Origin of the sequence: Brevibacillus laterosporus DSM 25 (assembly GCF_002706795.1) — a bacterium.
GTDB lineage: Bacteria > Bacillota > Bacilli > Brevibacillales > Brevibacillaceae > Brevibacillus_B > Brevibacillus_B laterosporus.
In genome coordinates this window covers 2124552-2141294 of record NZ_CP017705.1, presented here as the reverse complement: position 1 = coordinate 2141294, position 16743 = coordinate 2124552, and the positions used below count along the sequence as shown (strand labels likewise).

At 40.2% G+C, this 16743-nt stretch carries 19 protein-coding genes; 17 read left to right on the top strand and 2 right to left on the bottom strand.

Features of this window, described 5'->3' with window-relative positions; all coding sequences use genetic code 11:
• Window positions 1-272 precede the first annotated feature (272 nt).
• The 13 genes from rpmH (at window position 273) to BrL25_RS10080 (ending at window position 11276) form a co-directional block, all read left to right on the top strand.
• On the top strand, window positions 273-407 hold the full coding sequence (rpmH, locus tag BrL25_RS10140) for a 50S ribosomal protein L34 (RefSeq protein ID WP_003333985.1): 135 nt from the start codon (window positions 273-275) through the stop codon (window positions 405-407).
• A gap of 186 nt (window positions 408-593) precedes the next feature.
• Window positions 594-962, top strand: a complete 369-nt coding sequence (gene rnpA, locus BrL25_RS10135) for a ribonuclease P protein component (RefSeq protein ID WP_018671239.1) — start codon at window positions 594-596, stop codon at window positions 960-962.
• 6 nt (window positions 963-968) lie between these two features.
• Window positions 969-1190, top strand: a complete 222-nt coding sequence (yidD, locus tag BrL25_RS10130) for a membrane protein insertion efficiency factor YidD (RefSeq protein ID WP_004432969.1) — start codon at window positions 969-971, stop codon at window positions 1188-1190.
• Between the two features lie 34 nt (window positions 1191-1224).
• Window positions 1225-1992: a membrane protein insertase YidC gene (gene yidC, locus BrL25_RS10125; protein ID WP_018671238.1), complete on the top strand. Its 768-nt coding sequence runs from the start codon at window positions 1225-1227 to the stop codon at window positions 1990-1992.
• Window positions 1989-2630 carry an RNA-binding cell elongation regulator Jag/EloR gene (jag, locus tag BrL25_RS10120; RefSeq protein WP_018671237.1) on the top strand — a complete coding sequence of 214 codons (642 nt, stop codon included), beginning with the start codon at window positions 1989-1991 and terminating at the stop codon, window positions 2628-2630. The genes yidC and jag overlap by 4 nt, the downstream gene beginning before the upstream one ends.
• Window positions 2631-2781: 151 nt before the next feature.
• Window positions 2782-4158 (top strand): tRNA uridine-5-carboxymethylaminomethyl(34) synthesis GTPase MnmE, encoded by a 1377-nt coding sequence (gene mnmE, locus BrL25_RS10115; protein ID WP_026315122.1) that lies wholly within the window; start codon window positions 2782-2784, stop codon window positions 4156-4158.
• 11 nt (window positions 4159-4169) lie between these two features.
• Window positions 4170-6071, top strand: coding sequence for a tRNA uridine-5-carboxymethylaminomethyl(34) synthesis enzyme MnmG (mnmG, locus tag BrL25_RS10110; RefSeq protein ID WP_018671235.1), 1902 nt, complete (start codon window positions 4170-4172; stop codon window positions 6069-6071).
• A gap of 11 nt (window positions 6072-6082) precedes the next feature.
• Window positions 6083-6799, top strand: coding sequence for a 16S rRNA (guanine(527)-N(7))-methyltransferase RsmG (gene rsmG, locus BrL25_RS10105; RefSeq protein WP_018671234.1), 717 nt, complete (start codon window positions 6083-6085; stop codon window positions 6797-6799).
• Between the two features lie 238 nt (window positions 6800-7037).
• Window positions 7038-7289 carry a hypothetical protein gene (locus BrL25_RS10100; RefSeq protein WP_018671233.1) on the top strand — a complete coding sequence of 84 codons (252 nt, stop codon included), beginning with the start codon at window positions 7038-7040 and terminating at the stop codon, window positions 7287-7289.
• A 180-nt stretch (window positions 7290-7469) separates the two neighbouring features.
• Entirely contained in the window at window positions 7470-8318 is an 849-nt protein-coding gene (noc, locus tag BrL25_RS10095; RefSeq protein WP_018671232.1) for a nucleoid occlusion protein, read from the top strand.
• 184 nt (window positions 8319-8502) lie between these two features.
• On the top strand, window positions 8503-9261 hold the full coding sequence (locus BrL25_RS10090; RefSeq protein ID WP_003344627.1) for a ParA family protein: 759 nt from the start codon (window positions 8503-8505) through the stop codon (window positions 9259-9261).
• Window positions 9258-10103 carry a ParB/RepB/Spo0J family partition protein gene (locus tag BrL25_RS10085; RefSeq protein WP_018671231.1) on the top strand — a complete coding sequence of 282 codons (846 nt, stop codon included), beginning with the start codon at window positions 9258-9260 and terminating at the stop codon, window positions 10101-10103. Before BrL25_RS10090 ends, BrL25_RS10085 begins: the two co-directional genes overlap by 4 nt.
• 12 nt (window positions 10104-10115) lie before the next feature.
• Window positions 10116-11276 (top strand): aminotransferase class V-fold PLP-dependent enzyme, encoded by a 1161-nt coding sequence (locus BrL25_RS10080; protein ID WP_018671230.1) that lies wholly within the window; start codon window positions 10116-10118, stop codon window positions 11274-11276.
• Between the two features lie 57 nt (window positions 11277-11333).
• Here BrL25_RS10080 and yyaC read toward each other — a convergent pair whose 3' ends face one another.
• Window positions 11334-11960 carry a spore protease YyaC gene (gene yyaC, locus BrL25_RS10075; protein ID WP_018671229.1) on the bottom strand — a complete coding sequence of 209 codons (627 nt, stop codon included), beginning with the start codon at window positions 11958-11960 and terminating at the stop codon, window positions 11334-11336.
• A 208-nt stretch (window positions 11961-12168) separates the two neighbouring features.
• Here yyaC and BrL25_RS10070 point away from each other — a divergent pair, with 208 nt between their 5' ends.
• From BrL25_RS10070 to pepF, 4 genes are all read left to right on the top strand, one after another.
• Window positions 12169-12420 (top strand): putative Se/S carrier protein, encoded by a 252-nt coding sequence (locus tag BrL25_RS10070; RefSeq protein WP_018671228.1) that lies wholly within the window; start codon window positions 12169-12171, stop codon window positions 12418-12420.
• 21 nt (window positions 12421-12441) lie between these two features.
• Window positions 12442-13356, top strand: a complete 915-nt coding sequence (locus BrL25_RS10065; protein WP_018671227.1) for a mechanosensitive ion channel family protein — start codon at window positions 12442-12444, stop codon at window positions 13354-13356.
• 4 nt (window positions 13357-13360) lie between these two features.
• Window positions 13361-13576, top strand: a complete 216-nt coding sequence (locus tag BrL25_RS10060) for a DUF951 domain-containing protein (RefSeq protein ID WP_018671226.1) — start codon at window positions 13361-13363, stop codon at window positions 13574-13576.
• 344 nt (window positions 13577-13920) lie between these two features.
• The gene (pepF, locus tag BrL25_RS10055; RefSeq protein WP_018671225.1) at window positions 13921-15852 is read left to right on the top strand and encodes an oligoendopeptidase F; all 1932 of its coding nucleotides are present in this window, start codon (window positions 13921-13923) and stop codon (window positions 15850-15852) included.
• A gap of 443 nt (window positions 15853-16295) precedes the next feature.
• On the opposite strand, the gene BrL25_RS10050 is transcribed toward pepF, so the two are convergent.
• Window positions 16296-16733: a recombinase zinc ribbon domain-containing protein gene (locus tag BrL25_RS10050; RefSeq protein WP_081621600.1), complete on the bottom strand. Its 438-nt coding sequence runs from the start codon at window positions 16731-16733 to the stop codon at window positions 16296-16298.
• Between the last annotated feature and the right edge of the window lie 10 nt (window positions 16734-16743).

Below are 16743 nucleotides of genomic sequence, written 5' to 3'. Positions count from 1 at the left end.
TATTTTGTGTGCAACTTGTAGATAAATTTGTAGAAAACTTTTCTGTGGATAAAAAAGATATACACAGGCGCGGGAAATAATCTTTTGTGGATAGTTATTTTATAGTAGAAAATAGACGTAGAAGAGAAAAAAGTTTAAATAGAGAGGAAGAAGTGATTCTATATAGAGGGATTAATTTGGCAAAAGAGATCAGGTGACCAGTAACTTGACTTTTTGATTATTTCTTTATATAATTCCAAAGAATGCTTGGAGGACGGAGGTGTAACTTCAATATGAGACCTACATTTAATCCTAACAACCGTAAACGCAAGAAAGATCACGGGTTCCGCAAACGTATGAGCACAAAAAATGGCCGTAAGGTTTTAGCTGCCCGTCGTCGTAAAGGTAGAAAGGTGCTTTCCGCTTAGGCCACATTTTAAAGTGGCCTTTTTCTATAGAGGTAAAAGAGTGTTTTCTTCTATAGAAAAAGGTGAGAGAATATATGTGAGGAGCCAGCCCCTGGCTGGCTTCTTCCTTTGTTTCTTGGTAATACTAGAAGCAGTGGAATGCGCCCTTTTTTTCCACTATAATGTTGATGGTAGGGGTGTCCACCAATGCATCGCTCGCATCGATTGCGAAAAAACGAAGAGTTTCAGACGGTTTTTCAAAAGGGAAAATCAGCTGCTAACAAACAATTTGTTATTTATACATTAGAAAATCAGGGACAAGCCACTTTTCGAATCGGGATCTCTGCCAGTAAAAAAATTGGCAACGCTGTCACACGTAATAAAGTAAAGCGACTGTTAAAAGAAGCGATTGCTGCGATTGAGGATCGAATTAAGCCTCATTTGGATATTATTGTAATTGTGAGACCAGGAGTAGAAGAGATGCCGCTTGCTTCCATACAAGGCTCTTTAATGCATGCTTTAAAAAGAGCAAAAGCAGTAAAGGCGGTTGACATACATAACGAAAAAAGAGGTTAGATGATAATGAAGAAATTTTTGATTGGATTTATCCGCTTTTATCAGAAATTTATTTCACCATTAAAACCTCCAACCTGTCGTTTTGCGCCTACGTGTTCCTTTTATGCGATTGAAGCCATACGCCGTTTTGGTGTATGGAAGGGTGGGTGGTTAGCTATTGTGCGAATTGCCAAATGTCATCCCTTTCATCCAGGAGGAATTGATCCAGTACCAGAGAAACATAAATAATATAACTTTCCTTAACTAAAGGAGGAACATGTCTTTGAGTAGTCGTATTCGCTATGTCCTTCTGCTTGGATTGCTAATGGTAATTCTAGCAGGATGTGGGACTGATATTGCACATCCTCCGCCAATTGGTCCTGAATCAACTGGAATCTGGGATAAATTCTTCGTTTATCCACTATCTTGGCTGATCAAGGAATCCGCACTACTACTTGGCGGCAGCTTTGGGCTTGGAATTTTGGTTGCAACGATTTTAATTCGTACTTTGACATTGCCACTTAACGTGAAGCAAATTAAATCTTCTAAGGCAATGCAAGTAATTCAACCGGAACTTCAAAAAATCCGAGATAAGTACAAAAACGATCCACAAAAAGTACAGCAAGAGACCATGTTAATATTCCAAAAAAATAACATTAACCCACTGGCAGGATGTTTACCATTATTGGTTCAAATGCCTATTCTTATTGCCTTTTATAATGCGATTATTCGCACGAGCGAAATCCGAGAACAATCATTTTTATGGATGCAGCTAGGGGAAAAGGACCCGTTCTATATCTTGCCTGTTTTAGCTGCCCTGACAACATTCTTGCAACAAAAAATGATGGGTTCTGCTATGCAAAACAACCCTCAAATGCAAATGATGTTGTATATGATGCCGATCATGATCTTGGTAATTTCTATGACGTTACCTTCTGCCCTTGCTTTGTATTGGGTATACGGTAACATCTACATGATTATCCAAACGTATTTCTTATACAAAGATAACCGTACCACTCAGAAAAGTCCCAAGGGGGGAGCTTCCAAGTGAAAAAAGCGCTAGCTTCAGCCAAAACGATTGATGAAGCTGTTGAAAAGGCACTGCGAGAACTTGGAGTAACAAGAGACAGAGTAAATGTTCGCGTATTAGAAGAGCCAAGTAAAGGGTTTCTTGGTTTAATAGGTACTAGAGATGCAAAAGTAGAAGTGGAAGTACAGTATAATCCGATTGAAGAGGGACGTACATTTTTATCTGATGTGTTAAAGCAGATGAACCTTAATGTGAAAATCGATTCCCAAAAACAATCAGAAGGTACCGTTTTCCACATGATTGGTGAAGATTTAGGCATGGTGATTGGTCGACGTGGTCAGACATTGGATTCCTTGCAATATTTGGTCAACGTTGTAGCCAATAAACATGCAGAAAAACACGTTCGAATTATTTTAGATGCAGAAAATTATCGAGCAAAGCGCAGAGAGGCATTAGAGAAATTAGCGTATCGTCTTGCTCAAAAAGCGATTCATACCAAACGAAACGTACGTTTGGAACCGATGACAGCAGCAGAACGCAAAGTAATTCACGCCTTTTTGCAAACACGCACCGATGTTATTACGTTTAGTGAAGGTGAAGAACCGCATCGTTATATCGTGGTTGCACCGAAAACGAAGGAAAAAGAAGCCTCACGCTAGGCTTCTTTTTTTTGTGCGTTTTACCTGATTTGATTTTGCCAATACTGTGGATAAGTCTCTTTAGCAGGCGCTCTATTCATTGTGGAAAAAATGTGATATGCTAAGGCGTTAGGAAAAGAATGCCTACTTCATAGTTTTGAGGTGAAATATAGTGAATATGGATACGATTGCAGGTGTGGCCACGCCCATGGGGGAAGGTGGAATTGCAGTAATTCGCGTGAGTGGCGATGATGCACTTACGATTGTGGATAAAATCTATCGCGGTAAAAATAAGTTATCCACTGTGGATAGTCATACGATACATTATGGTGCGCTGGTAGATCCAGTGGCCAATGAGCAAGTAGAGGAAGTATTAGTTTCTGTCATGAGGGCACCACGTACTTTTACACGAGAGGATGTAGTGGAAATCAATTGCCATGGAGGTTTGATTTCTGTAGAAAAGGTCCTAGATTTGGTACTGGAGCATGGAGCAAGGTTGGCAGAACCGGGAGAATTTACGAAAAGAGCTTTTTTAAACGGCCGTATTGATTTGTCACAAGCTGAAGCAGTTATTGACCTAATTCGGGCCAAAACGGATAAAGCCTTAAAAGTAGCATTATCACAAGTAGAAGGAAAGCTGTCCAAGCTCATTAGGGGATTGCGTCAGGAGTTAATAGAAGCAATGGCTCATATCGAGGTAACTCTTGATTATCCTGAGCATGATGTAGAAGAGTTTACGCAGAATTTCCTGTTAGGTAAGTGTGAGGATGTAAAAACACAAGTTGCTCGCTTACTACAAACAGCTAAACAAGGTAAAATCTTGCGTGAGGGATTATCTACAGCGATCATCGGAAAGCCTAACGTGGGGAAATCGTCATTATTAAATAGTTTTGTACAGGAAGACAAAGCCATTGTAACAGAAATTGCTGGGACGACTCGCGATGTTATCGAGGAATATGTGAATGTAAGAGGGGTTCCTCTTCGCCTGATTGATACTGCTGGTATTCGGGAGACAGATGACATTGTTGAAAAAATCGGTGTAGAAAAGTCTCGCCAAATTCTTCAACAAGTCGATTTAGTACTGCTTATGGTAAACTATAATGAGTTTTTAACCGATGATGATCTAGCTATTTTTAAGGCGGCTAAAGGCTTACAGGTAATCATTATTGTAAATAAAACCGATCTACCACAAAAGCTGGAATTAGATAAAGTAAAAGAGGCTTTTCCTAATGCACCTTTGATTCTGACGTCCATCAAGGAAGAGAAGGGGATTGATCAGTTAGAGCAAGCTATCGCCCATCTATTCTTTACAGGTCGTGTACAACAGGAAGATATGACATATGTGAGTAACGCTCGCCATATTAATTTGCTACGTCAAGCGGAACAGGCGATGGAAGATGCTATAGATGGCATTCATCAACAAATGCCGGTAGATATGGTGCAAATAGATATTAAAAAGGCGTGGGAGTTATTAGGAGAAGTAATCGGAGAGAGTGTTGGTGAGGACTTAATTGATCAGATTTTCTCCCAATTCTGTCTCGGTAAATAGGAGGTAGAAACATGAGCACAACATACAACGGCGGGGAGTTTGACGTAATTGTTATCGGAGCGGGTCATGCAGGTTGTGAGTCTGCATTGGCAGCTGCCCGTATGGGATGTCAAACCCTGCTTATCACCATCAATCTAGACGCTGTAGCTTATATGCCTTGTAACCCATCAGTAGGCGGTCCGGCAAAAGGACACGTAGTTCGTGAAATTGATGCTTTGGGCGGCGAGATGGGTAAAAATACAGATAAAACGTACATCCAAATGCGGATGCTTAATACAGGAAAAGGCCCAGCTGTTCATGCGTTACGTGCACAGGCGGACAAGTTTGCCTATCAGCATGAAATGAAGAAAACGATTGAAAATACGCCAAATCTCATTTTGCGTCAAGCAATGGTTGAGGAGCTAATTGTAAATGATGGCGTGTGTGAAGGTGTTATAACGAACACTGGGGCACAGTATAAAGCGAAGGCAGTCGTCGTTACGACAGGAACGTATTTACGCGGAAAGATTATTATTGGTGACCTTCAGTATGAAAGTGGACCAAATAACATGCGTCCTTCCGTGCGTTTAGCTGAGCATTTAAAAGAATTGGGCTTTGAGCTTGTTCGTTTTAAAACAGGAACACCGCCTCGTGTGCATAAAAGCAGCGTTGACTTCTCCAAGATGGAAATTCAGCCAGGTGATGAGGAGCCACGTGCGTTTTCATACGAAACAACGGCTTCCATTCCTGAACAATTACCATGCTGGTTAACATATACGAATCTGGAAACTCATGAAGTGATTCAAGATAATCTACACCGTGCTCCGATGTATTCTGGTGCGATTGAAGGGACTGGACCACGTTATTGTCCATCTATTGAAGATAAAGTAGTACGTTTCAACGACAAACCACGTCATCAAATCTTCCTGGAGCCAGAAGGCCGCCATACAGAAGAGATGTACGTACAAGGCCTGTCAACAAGTCTGCCTGAAGATGTTCAGTTAAGCATGCTTCGTTCTATGGATGGTATGGAAGAGGTTAAAATGATGCGTCCAGGTTATGCCATTGAGTATGATTCCATCGTACCTACACAATTGTGGCCGTCCTTGGAAACAAAATTGATAGATGGTCTGTTTACAGCAGGGCAGATTAATGGTACATCAGGCTATGAAGAGGCAGCAGGACAAGGTTTAATGGCAGGGATTAATGCAGCGCGTAAGGTACAGGGAGAGCCTCCAGTAATCTTAGGTCGCGAAGAAGCTTATATGGGAGTTCTCATTGATGATCTAGTTACCAAAGGTACCAATGAACCTTATCGCTTGTTAACATCTCGTGCAGAATACCGTCTATTGCTTCGTCATGATAATGCAGATATGCGTTTAACTGACGTTGGTTACGAAATTGGTTTAATTAGTGAAGAACGCTACAGACATTTTCAACAAAAACGTGAGCTAGTGGCAAAGGAAAAGGAACGTTTACATTCAACTCGGATTCGTCCAGAAAATGAATTAGCACAGGAAGTAATTCGAGAGGCAGGTACACCTGAACTTACAGAGGTTATTGATCTGGCTCAATTATTACGTCGCCCAGAGATAACGTATGAGCATATCCACCGTATTTCTCCTGCGCCAGAAGAGTTAAATATAGATGTGCGTGAGCAGGTAGAAATTCAAGTCAAATACGACGGATATATCCGTAAATCATTAGCTCAAGTAGAAAAAATGAAAAAAGTGGAGGAAAAGCTCATTCCGAAAAGTATCGACTATACAGTTATTTCCGGTATGTCGAAAGAAGCACGTGAAAAGCTACAAAAAATTCGTCCACTAAACATTGGTCAAGCATCACGTATTTCCGGTGTAACGCCAGCTGATATCTCTGTATTAATGATTTATATGGAGCAATTTCATCGCATGCTAAACCAAGCCGCTGAATAGAGGAGACTGGAATGAGCAAACAGGATTTTTCTGCACGCCTACAAGAACAGGGGATTGTGCTTACTTCCGAACAATTGGATCAGTTTGATCAATATTATCGTTTATTGGTGGAATGGAACGAAAAAATGAATTTAACGGGCATTACAGAAGAGGATGAGGTATATAATAAGCACTTTTATGACTCGATTTCTTTAGCGTTCTATGTCCCGTTACAAGATATGAAAAAGATGGCCGATGTAGGGGGAGGAGCTGGTTTTCCAAGCATTCCGCTTAAAATTTGCTTTCCCCATTTACAGATGACCATCATTGATTCCTTGCAAAAACGTATGAACTTCCTAAGTCATGTTGGTACTGAACTAGGTTTAACCGATTTGTATCCTGTACATGGAAGAGCGGAAGAGATTGGGCAGGATAAAAAGTACCGTGAACAATTTGATATCGTATCAGCGAGAGCAGTAGCACGATTGAATTTATTAGCAGAGTTTTGTCTGCCTTTAGTTAAACCAAATGGATTGTTCGCCTCCATGAAGGGGCAAGATGTTACGCTTGAACTGAACGAGGCGAAGCGGGCTATTAAGTTACTTGGTGGTAAAACACGTAAGGTGGAGAGTTTTGAGCTACCTGACGAAGCGGGAGAGAGAAATATAATCCTCATCAACAAAATAGAGACAACTCCCAAAACGTATCCCCGTCGTCCAGGCATCCCGGCTAAAAAACCATTACTATAGTAGCTAACTAAAGCATGTATATAACGGAGAAGTTGGTTCCCAAAAGGGGCTAACTTCTTTTTTGTATGTGAGCATATGAGGGATAAATCATTCCACTTTTCACATAAAAATAAAAGAAAACAGGAAAAGTTTTAGCTCAATTAGCCGTTATACAAAGAGAGATACTGCATCCATATTTTGTTACCTCCTAACGTGAATCAGTTCCTGTGTCTGTAGGAGAGGGGGGAGCGGTACATGGATGCTATTATTCAAGAAGTATTTCCACCTGAGCTACCTGGATGAAGAAGATGAAGTGAAAAAAGAAGAGGTATCAAAAGTAAAACGTATAAAGAGAAAAAAGACATATGGAAGAGAAATAGGACGTCGTCATGTTTCACGTGAAACACAAAGATTATCTGTTTTGTCGGCAGGATTTAAGCTTATTATGAAGAATACTTTGAAGCATAGAGGTGCGGGTTCTACCTGTCATCGTCCTGTGCGAAATGTATAGTAACAAAAGCCTTAAGTCAGAGAAGAGATGTCCATGTTCTTCTCTCTTTGCTTGTAAAGCGATAAATCATGGATAAGTAGATAAACCTAAGGCTCTATCATCGCTACATTTTGGCCAACATCAAAGAATTGGCCACCATGAGTTTTTCTAACAGTGTGTAAAGAAGTGGGGGATTTCAGAATGACAGTAAAAAATCAATTTTCACGTTTGTTTGGTCTCTCCGATAAAGCGGAAAACGAGGAGATTAAACAAATCCCAGTTGATGAGATTGTCCCCAATCCTTATCAGCCTAGAACTGTATTTGACGATGGAAAAATTGAAGAATTATGCCAAACAATTAAGACACATGGTATTATTCAACCAATCGTAGTTCGTGTTCGTAACAACCAGTTTGAGATCATTGCGGGAGAGCGTAGATGGCGTGCATCGAAGAAGCTCGGTATGGAACGGATACCCGCTATTGTAAAAGATTTTAATGATACACAGACAGCTTCTATTGCTTTAATTGAAAATTTACAACGTGAAGGCCTAACTGCCATTGAAGAGGCATATGCCTATCAAAAACTCATTGACCTTCATAATCTAACGCAGGAGAGCTTAGCCCAACGGTTAGGTAAAGGACAATCAACCATCGCTAATAAATTACGTCTTTTACACTTACCACAACAGATTCAAGAAGCTCTGATGGCAAGACGGATTACGGAGCGTCATGCGCGTGCTTTGATACCGCTAAAGGATGCAGAGCTACAAATGAAGGTGTTAGAAGAGATTTCCCTGCGTGAGCTTAATGTGAAGCAAACAGAAACTAGAGTGAAACAATTGTTAGAAATGATGGAAAATCCTAAACCTGAGAAGGAAAAGCGGGGGAGATTTAAGGCCTTTTCACGTGATTCACGCATTGCCATCAATACTGTGCGTCAATCAATTGATATGGTTATTCAGACGGGGTTACCTGTGGAAACCAATGAAGAGGATTACGATGAATATTATCAATTTACGATTCGTATCCCTAAAAATCAAAAACCTTAGTCATAAAGCGGCATGGGCCGCCTTTCTTTTTCTGTATTATTATGTATATATGGAATACCGGCATCATCTAAAATGTGTACTTTATCAACAAAATCGTTCTTAAAAACAGCTAATTTTGCGCGAACAGCGTCAGGAATACGACAAGCTGCTCTCACAAGTAACATGTACAAATGAGGTGGAGATTTTGGGGAAAGTAATTGCAGTAGCCAATCAGAAAGGCGGCGTTGGTAAGACAACAACTGCTGTAAATCTAAGCGCTTGCTTGGCTAGTATAGGCAAAAAGGTTTTATTAGTGGATATCGATCCACAAGGTAATGCTACAAGTGGTGTTGGTATTAATAAAGCCGATGTGCGTTATTGCGTATACGATGTCCTAATTAATGATATCAGTCCGATTGAGACAACTCTGCCTACTGAGATTGAAGGGTTATCTATTATCCCTGCTACGATACAATTAGCAGGTGCAGAAATAGAGTTGGTACCTACCATTTCACGAGAAATTCGTTTAAAGAAGGCACTAGAGGTTGTTAAAGATAACTATGACTTTGTTATTATAGATTGCCCTCCGTCTTTGGGGATTCTTACAGTCAATTCACTGACAGCCTCTGATTCTGTGATCATTCCAATTCAATGTGAATATTATGCGCTAGAGGGGCTTAGTCAACTGTTAAATACGGTCCGATTAGTTCAAAAGCACTTAAATGCTAATCTAGCTATCGAAGGCGTATTGTTAACGATGCTAGATGCGCGTACGAATTTAGGCATTCAAGTGATTGACGAGGTAAAGAAATACTTCCAAGATAAAGTGTATCAAACAATTATTCCACGCAATGTGCGACTGAGTGAAGCACCATCGCATGGACAAGCAATTATCAGCTATGATCCACGTTCGAGAGGGGCCGAAGTTTATACTGAATTGGCTAAGGAAGTGGTCGGTATATGAGTAAACGCTTGGGAAAAGGGTTAGGCGCCTTAATCACCTCTAATTTAATTGAAGAGAGCGAGCAAGTTACAGACGTCGAAATCAGCGAGATCCGTCCCAATCCATACCAGCCTCGTAAAGAGTTTGAACCAACTGCTCTACAAGAACTAGGGGAATCTATCAAGATTCATGGCATTATTCAGCCTTTAATCGTCCGGAAAAGTATTAAAGGATATGAGTTGGTGGCGGGAGAACGGCGTCTGCGTGCTGCTAAATTAGCAGGTTTAAAGAAAGTCCCTGTTGTGATCAAAAGCTATACAGACCAACAGATTATGGAGCTTGCCCTCATTGAAAATCTGCAACGGGAAAATTTAAATCCGATGGAAGAAGCAGAAGCGTATTTTAAATTAATGGAGCATTGTTCCTATACCCAAGAGGAATTAGCACAAAAAGTAGGCAAAAGTCGTCCGCACGTAACAAACATCATGCGGTTGTTACAATTGCCTGATAAAATAAAAGAACTAGTAGCTACGTCTTCCTTATCCATGGGACATGCGAGAGCGTTGATTCCTGTAGAAAACGCAGATTTACAATGGAAACTGGCTTGCGAAGTTATTAGGTACGAGTGGACAGTCCGCCAATTGGAGGAAACGGTGAAACAGCTACATGTTTCACGTGAAACCAAAAAGAAAAAGCCTGTTACAAAGGAAAAGGTATACGTACAATGGGAGCAACGTCTACAGAATCGCTTTGGAACGGGTGTTCAAATCAATAAAACGAATAAAAAGGGAAAGATAGAAATAGAATTTTACTCCGATGACGACCTGCAACGTATTCTTGATATTTTGCAAATAGAAGAGTAAAGGGGATTTCCTATGTCAGTGACTTATTTGGATAATGCCGCATCTTCTTGGCCGAAACCACCTCAGGTAAAAGACGTTATGATAGAAGTAATAGATGAATACGCAGCCAATCCTGGTCGTGGAGGACATGCACTGGCGATGAAGGCCAGCAAAGCGTTGTTTCGGACGCGTATACAACTCGCAAGGTTGTTTGGGATTGAGAACCCGAATAACCTCTTTTTTTACCAAAATGCGACTCAAGCGCTTAATCAGGCGATAAAAGGCTTCCTACAGCCAGGGGATCATGTGGTAACATCATCTATTGAACATAATTCTGTACGCAGACCACTTGAATATTTGCGGGCGAAGCTTGGAATTGAAATTACATATGTCAGTCCGCGTGAAGATCGGCTGTTTTATGCTGAGGATTTTGCCCAAGCATTTCGAAAAGAAACCAAGCTGCTTGTGGTTAGCCATGCTTCCAATCTGACGGGCGTTATTTTACCAATTAAGGAGCTTGGGGAACTGTGTGATCTTCATCAGGTTACTTTCTTGGTGGATGCTTCTCAAACAGCAGGTGTCCTCCCAATAGATGTTACCAACATGAAGATTGATATGTTAGCTTTTCCTGGACATAAAGGTTTATATGGACCACAAGGAACGGGATGTTTATTTGCCAGAGATGAGATAGAGCTGGAACCATTACTACATGGTGGAACTGGAAGCCAATCCGAGGCTATTGAACAGCCGAGGACCAGACCAGATCGCTATGAAAGCGGAACAGCTAATACAGTTGGTATTGCGGGGCTTGGTGCTGGTGTATCGTTCGTATTAGAAACTGGGATTGAGCACATTCATCATCAAGAATGGTCGTTAACAAAATTGACCCTTGAGGAATTAATGAAGATAGACGGAGTAGAAGTATATGGACCTGACTTGTCGATTGAACGGGTTGGTCTGGTTGCGTTTAATATAAAAGGGGCAGACGCTGCAGAGATTGCATTCATTTTAGATCAACAATATCAAATCGCTGTGAGGGCTGGTTATCATTGTACTCCACTTGGTCATGAGACAGTTGGTACCGAAAAAAGAGGCGCCGTGAGGGCGAGCTTTGGGGTATTTAACGACGAAAATGACGTAAGGCGACTGATTTCGGCAATCAAGGAAATTTCCGAGGCATTTTATGTCGGATAAAAGAGGATGAAGATGAAAAGGCAACCTGACTAGTGAGTGAGGTTGCCTTTTTTACTATCAACTACCGTCTCGTATATACGGTATATCCTGCCATGTATAATCGAGCTGAAGGGAAAACAATTGAGTTGTTGCTTTGTTAATAGCTGAGGCAATAATATCTGCCATGCTGACTACAATATGTAGTCGAGTGTTTTGTAAGACGAAATACTCCATAAAACCACCTACATTCACAATTCCAGTGATATGGAAGTGTCCAACTGCGGGTAATTCTTTTTTTACTCCAGCTCCCGGTTTCACTGGACCATCAACGACGTTAATACATCCTACATGTTGATATTGCCCTAGACAAGCATCAATAGCTACGATGAGAGCATTAGGATGCTTTTCTGTTATCAGCGTGATCTGATCTGCAAGATTAACGGCATGAACAGGTGATTCAAGTGTCCCGTACACGTGAATATCGTCAAGAAAATATGTTTGTAATCGGGAGCCAACCAAGGGACCTAAGGCATCGCCTGTAGAGCGATCTGTTCCGATGCAAAGGATTACTAGATCCTGATGTGTTGATTTTTGAAGGAAACGTTCATAGAGATGCTCAGACAATTTTCTTGTAGCTGACTCATGCGTGTGGTCAACTCTAAAAGGAGGATAAGAAACATCCGGATTCTCTTCAAATCGTTTCATAGATACCCCCACGAAAATAAAAGTATTCCTAGTATATGGAGATTCAGGGTGTTTTATACCTAGGGGAGAGACTTGAGATTAGAAATTGATTAAAAACTGCAAGAGAAAGTAGATGAGAGTGTCATCTCCGGGTAAAATAGATAATGCTTTACTAATAAGCCGGTGAGTAAGTGTGATAGAGGGTGGAGGAAAAGGAGAGAGCACAAAGATGAAAGATACCGTCTTGATCGCTTTTGATTCAACACAGCAAGCGTTACGGGCAGAAATGTTATTAGAATATGAGGATATTGAAATTGATACCCGACCGACGCCTAAGGAAATTACGGCTGGATGTGCCCTATCTATTGAATTTCCACGAGAGTCATTTGAACGGGCTCTGGCTATCATCACTTCACAGCACGTAGTCATACGTGGATTTTTCCGCTATGAAAATGGAACTTATGTAGAGATAGGTATGTAAAAAAGAAAGGGGCTGAGAGACTTGGAGGAAATACAACAAGACTTGACTGCTAACTTAACTGCATTTCAAAAGATGTGGAATCAGGTATATGGAGTAATATCAAACCCCGATTTCTGGGTGGATAAAGGCTTTGCTTTGCTGGGGATTATTCTCATTATTGTTTTGGCGCGGGTTTTAGTAACCATTATTGGGAAATCAGTTGATCGCATTTTTATTAATCGCGAAAAAAGTATGATTCAATTTGATAGACGTCGAGTAGATACGATGCGAATACTGGTTAAAAATGTTGCTAGATACACAATCTATTTCATTACGCTATTGGTTGTACTAAGACAGGTAGGATTAGATTTGCAACCGGTATTGGTTAGTGCGGGTGTACTAAGTCTTGCTGTCGGATTTGGAGCTCAGAGCTTAGTAAAAGATGTAATAACAGGGTTTTTCATTATTTTTGAAGATCAATTTGCTGTAGGAGATATGGTAACGATCAATGGAATAACAGGAACGGTTATGGTTATTGGTTTACGTATCACAAAAATTAAAAGCTGGACGGGAGAAGTACATATCTTTCCGAATGGTACGATTAATCAAGTGACTAATTTCTCGATTCAGAATTCAGTTGCTTTTGTTGATGTTTCTGTCGCTTATGAGGAAGATTTAACACATGTAGAAGCGATATTAAAGGAAATTATAGATAAAATGGGGAAAGAAGAAGAGGATATTGTAAATCAACCGCAGGTATTGGGTGTTCAAGCGTTGGGACCGTCAGAGGTCATTATTCGTGTGACAGCAGAGTGTAAGCCTAATACTCATTTTGGAATTATGCGTAAGATGAGAGCACGAATTAAACAAGAATTTGTTCATAGAGGTATTGAAATCCCATACCCTAAAACTGTTATGATGGGTAGAGATAATAAAGTGATAAATCCAGGTGGGTGAATTCATGGAAAGAAAGCATTTTGATCTGGGTGATATCGTCCAGATGAAAAAACAGCATCCATGCGGCACGAATGCATGGAAGATTATTCGTATGGGGATGGATATTCGAATTAAATGTACGGGATGTGATCACAGTGTGATGATTCCGCGACTGGAATTTGAAAAGAAAATGAAAAAAGTATTGGTGCCAGCAGCGCCAAAAGAGTCCTCAGAAGAATAGCTATAAACAATATGCTGGATACAAAAAGGATGCCTCGGGTATGGGGGCATCTTTTTTGTATAGAAAAAACCTTTCCACAAAAATAAATAAAAAAATGTGGATAACCCAAAAAGTGAAAACCCATGTATAGCAAGGCTTTCACTTGTGTATAACTTTTTTTAAAAAAACTATCCACAGAGATATCCACAGGTTTATCCGGGATAGAATTGAATAATTTTGTGACAATTTATCACAATAAAAGAGATGAACACTATCCAATGAGATTTCCTACATAAAAAATAACTAATCTAATATATATAGGAATAAATGTGGAAGTGTTACTTATTAGAAAGGAGCAAGTTGCTATGATTTCTCTCAAAGGAAAGAACCTGGTATGCGCATTTGTTGCATGCACTTTTTTTATCCACAGCAGTTTCGTGTCTGTTTCCTTTGCCTATCCACAAGTGGGTAACAAAGAGACACAACGAACATCATATCAAAATCGCAAAGAAATTCCAACTATTTTTACATGGAATCTATCAGATATTTATCCAAATGTTACAGCGTGGGAAAAAGATAAGCAGGAAGTAAAGCGATTAGCCGATGCTTTTACGACACAACAAGGGAAATGGGTGAATTCGGCAAAGGCACTTGCTCAAGGAATGGAAGCATATAGTCAATTGATGCGTTTACTCGATAAGGTGAATGTGTATGCCACACTCAATTTTGATATACAGACGGCTAACCCAAGTGCTCAGGCCATTGTCAACCAAGCTGAAAAAATCCGAGTATATGTCAAGGAAAGAACCGCATGGGTAGGTCCAGAGCTTGTTTCTATTCCCGATGAAAAGATGAAACAGTTTTTACAGGCACAAGAACTAATCCCTTACAAACCATTTATTCAAGAAACGATACGCGTAAAACAGCACATGCTTCCTAGAGAACAGGAACAGATGTTGGCTTCCTTTTCTTCATTGGGGGAAACGCCAGAAAACATTTATAAGATGATATCCAAAGACATTCCACTGCCTCTCATAAAAGGCGAAACTGGTAAGATGGTTCCTTTAACCAGAACAAACTATGCTACTTATTTGGAAAGCAAGGATCAGCAGGTTAGAAAAGCCGCATACCAAGCGATGTATCGGACACTAGAGAATTATCAGGATACCTTGGCCCAGACGATAGCAGGACAAATTAAAGCAAATAACCTATATGCATCAAGTAGAAAGTATAAGAATGCTATGGAAGCTAGCCTTACCCCGAATCAGGTGCCTGTAGAGGTATATGATCAACTAATTTCCACTGTAAATAAGAACTTGCCACTATTGGAGCGCTATCTCAAGCTACGTAAAGAGATTCTTTCATTACCAGAGCTTCATATGTATGACTTATATGTACCTCTTATTGATCAAAAAACCGAATATATCCCCTATGAGCAAGCAAAAGAGATGGTTGTAAACGGGCTTACACCACTTGGTGAGGAGTATGTATCTGTGATTAAAAGGGCATTTGATAATCGCTGGATAGATGTATATTCTACACCCGATAAAAGAACGGGTGCTTACCAATGGGGTGCCTATGATACCCATCCCTATGTATTGTTAAATTATCAAGGTTTAAAGGGAGATGTCTCAACTATTGCCCATGAATTGGGGCATGCTATGCAATCTTATTACACAAACAAGGCGCAACCTTATATAACATCGGGTTACCCGATCTTCACTGCTGAGGTTGCTTCCACTATGAATGAAAATCTATTATTTACGAGCCAATATAAAAAAGCCAAGACAAACCAAGAGAAAATGGCATTACTCGTGCAAAACCTAGAAAATTTCCGTACAACCTTATTCCGTCAAACTCAATTTGCTGAATTTGAGAAAGCTATGTATGAGGCCGACCAACGCGGTGAGGCACTGCAAGCGGATACCCTTAAAAAAATGTATCTGGATATCAATAAAAAATATTATGGCAAGCAGGTAGTTATGGATCAAGAGATTGCCATGGAGTGGGCACGCGTACCTCATTTTTTTTACAATTTTTATGTCTATCAATATGCTACAAGCTTTGCGGCATCTGTAGCTCTAGCCAAACAAGTAGAGGAGGGTGGAAAACCAGAAGCAGAACGTTATATCAAGACGTTACTTTCGTTAGGGAGCTCTAAGCCTCCTCTCAGCGTTTTGAAGGAGGCGGGAGTAGATATGACTACCGCTAAGCCAATAGAGGATGCGATGAAGGTATATAAGGAGAGACTTGATGAATTGGAAAGATTGTTAAAGGAATCGGAGAAGAAAACCTAGATAAACTGGGTTTTCTTTTTTTGCATCGCTTTGGTTGGGTTTTCATACTATTTTAGCAACTCCATGCCTTTCGGTATTTTGTCTACACGCTGAGAGTCCTATATACCTAGGACTCTAATTTTTATAACCTTTCGAATGTAAATACTTCAGTATTTGTGTACATCCGTTTCCTTGATTTTATTCAGTACGTAAGTTCTTATTGTGGGAACTCTTTCTATTAAAGATTGGAAGCGGTTATAAGGAGTGTATATATATGGGTACGAGGGTTGGAATTTAGGTCTGCCAAACGTCTCATAAGGCTACATTTTTGCCAACCAACCTATCTGGGCTATCCAATTCATCTGGATAATTTTTTTACTTTGGAAGACAACTTTTCCATACTGTTACCTGAGTCTTCTTGTTTTAGTTTTTGTAAGGCTTCGAGTGTTTCTTTTCTTCTCTTCTCAATTTGTTTTTTTTGCATTGACTAAATCTTCATCAGTAATTAATTCTTTTTCCCAAGCTTCAATTTGTCTTTGTGATCGTTTTTCAATGTTTTCTAGTCGAGCCTCTAATTCTTCTTGCAGTGCCTCAGTTGATTTTCTTTTTACGACTTTAGCAGAGTAATCAAATGATTCCGTAAGAGCCTTGATCTTATTGATTACTGTAGCTTCTAGCGGGTCCCTGTCGGTGTAATGGTAGAAGCAAGTACCTTGTTTAGCGTATGCGTTGCAAATATACGCATAACGTACTTTAGGACTTGGATGAGTCTTAGTTGGCCGTTGAGTGAATACTCGTCCTACCATAGGGCCACCACAGTGACCACAACGTAACAATTCACTTAACAAGTAACGACTGTTATCTACATGTTTATTTGCTCCAGATGCTTTCCTAGCGTCCATAGCTTGCTGA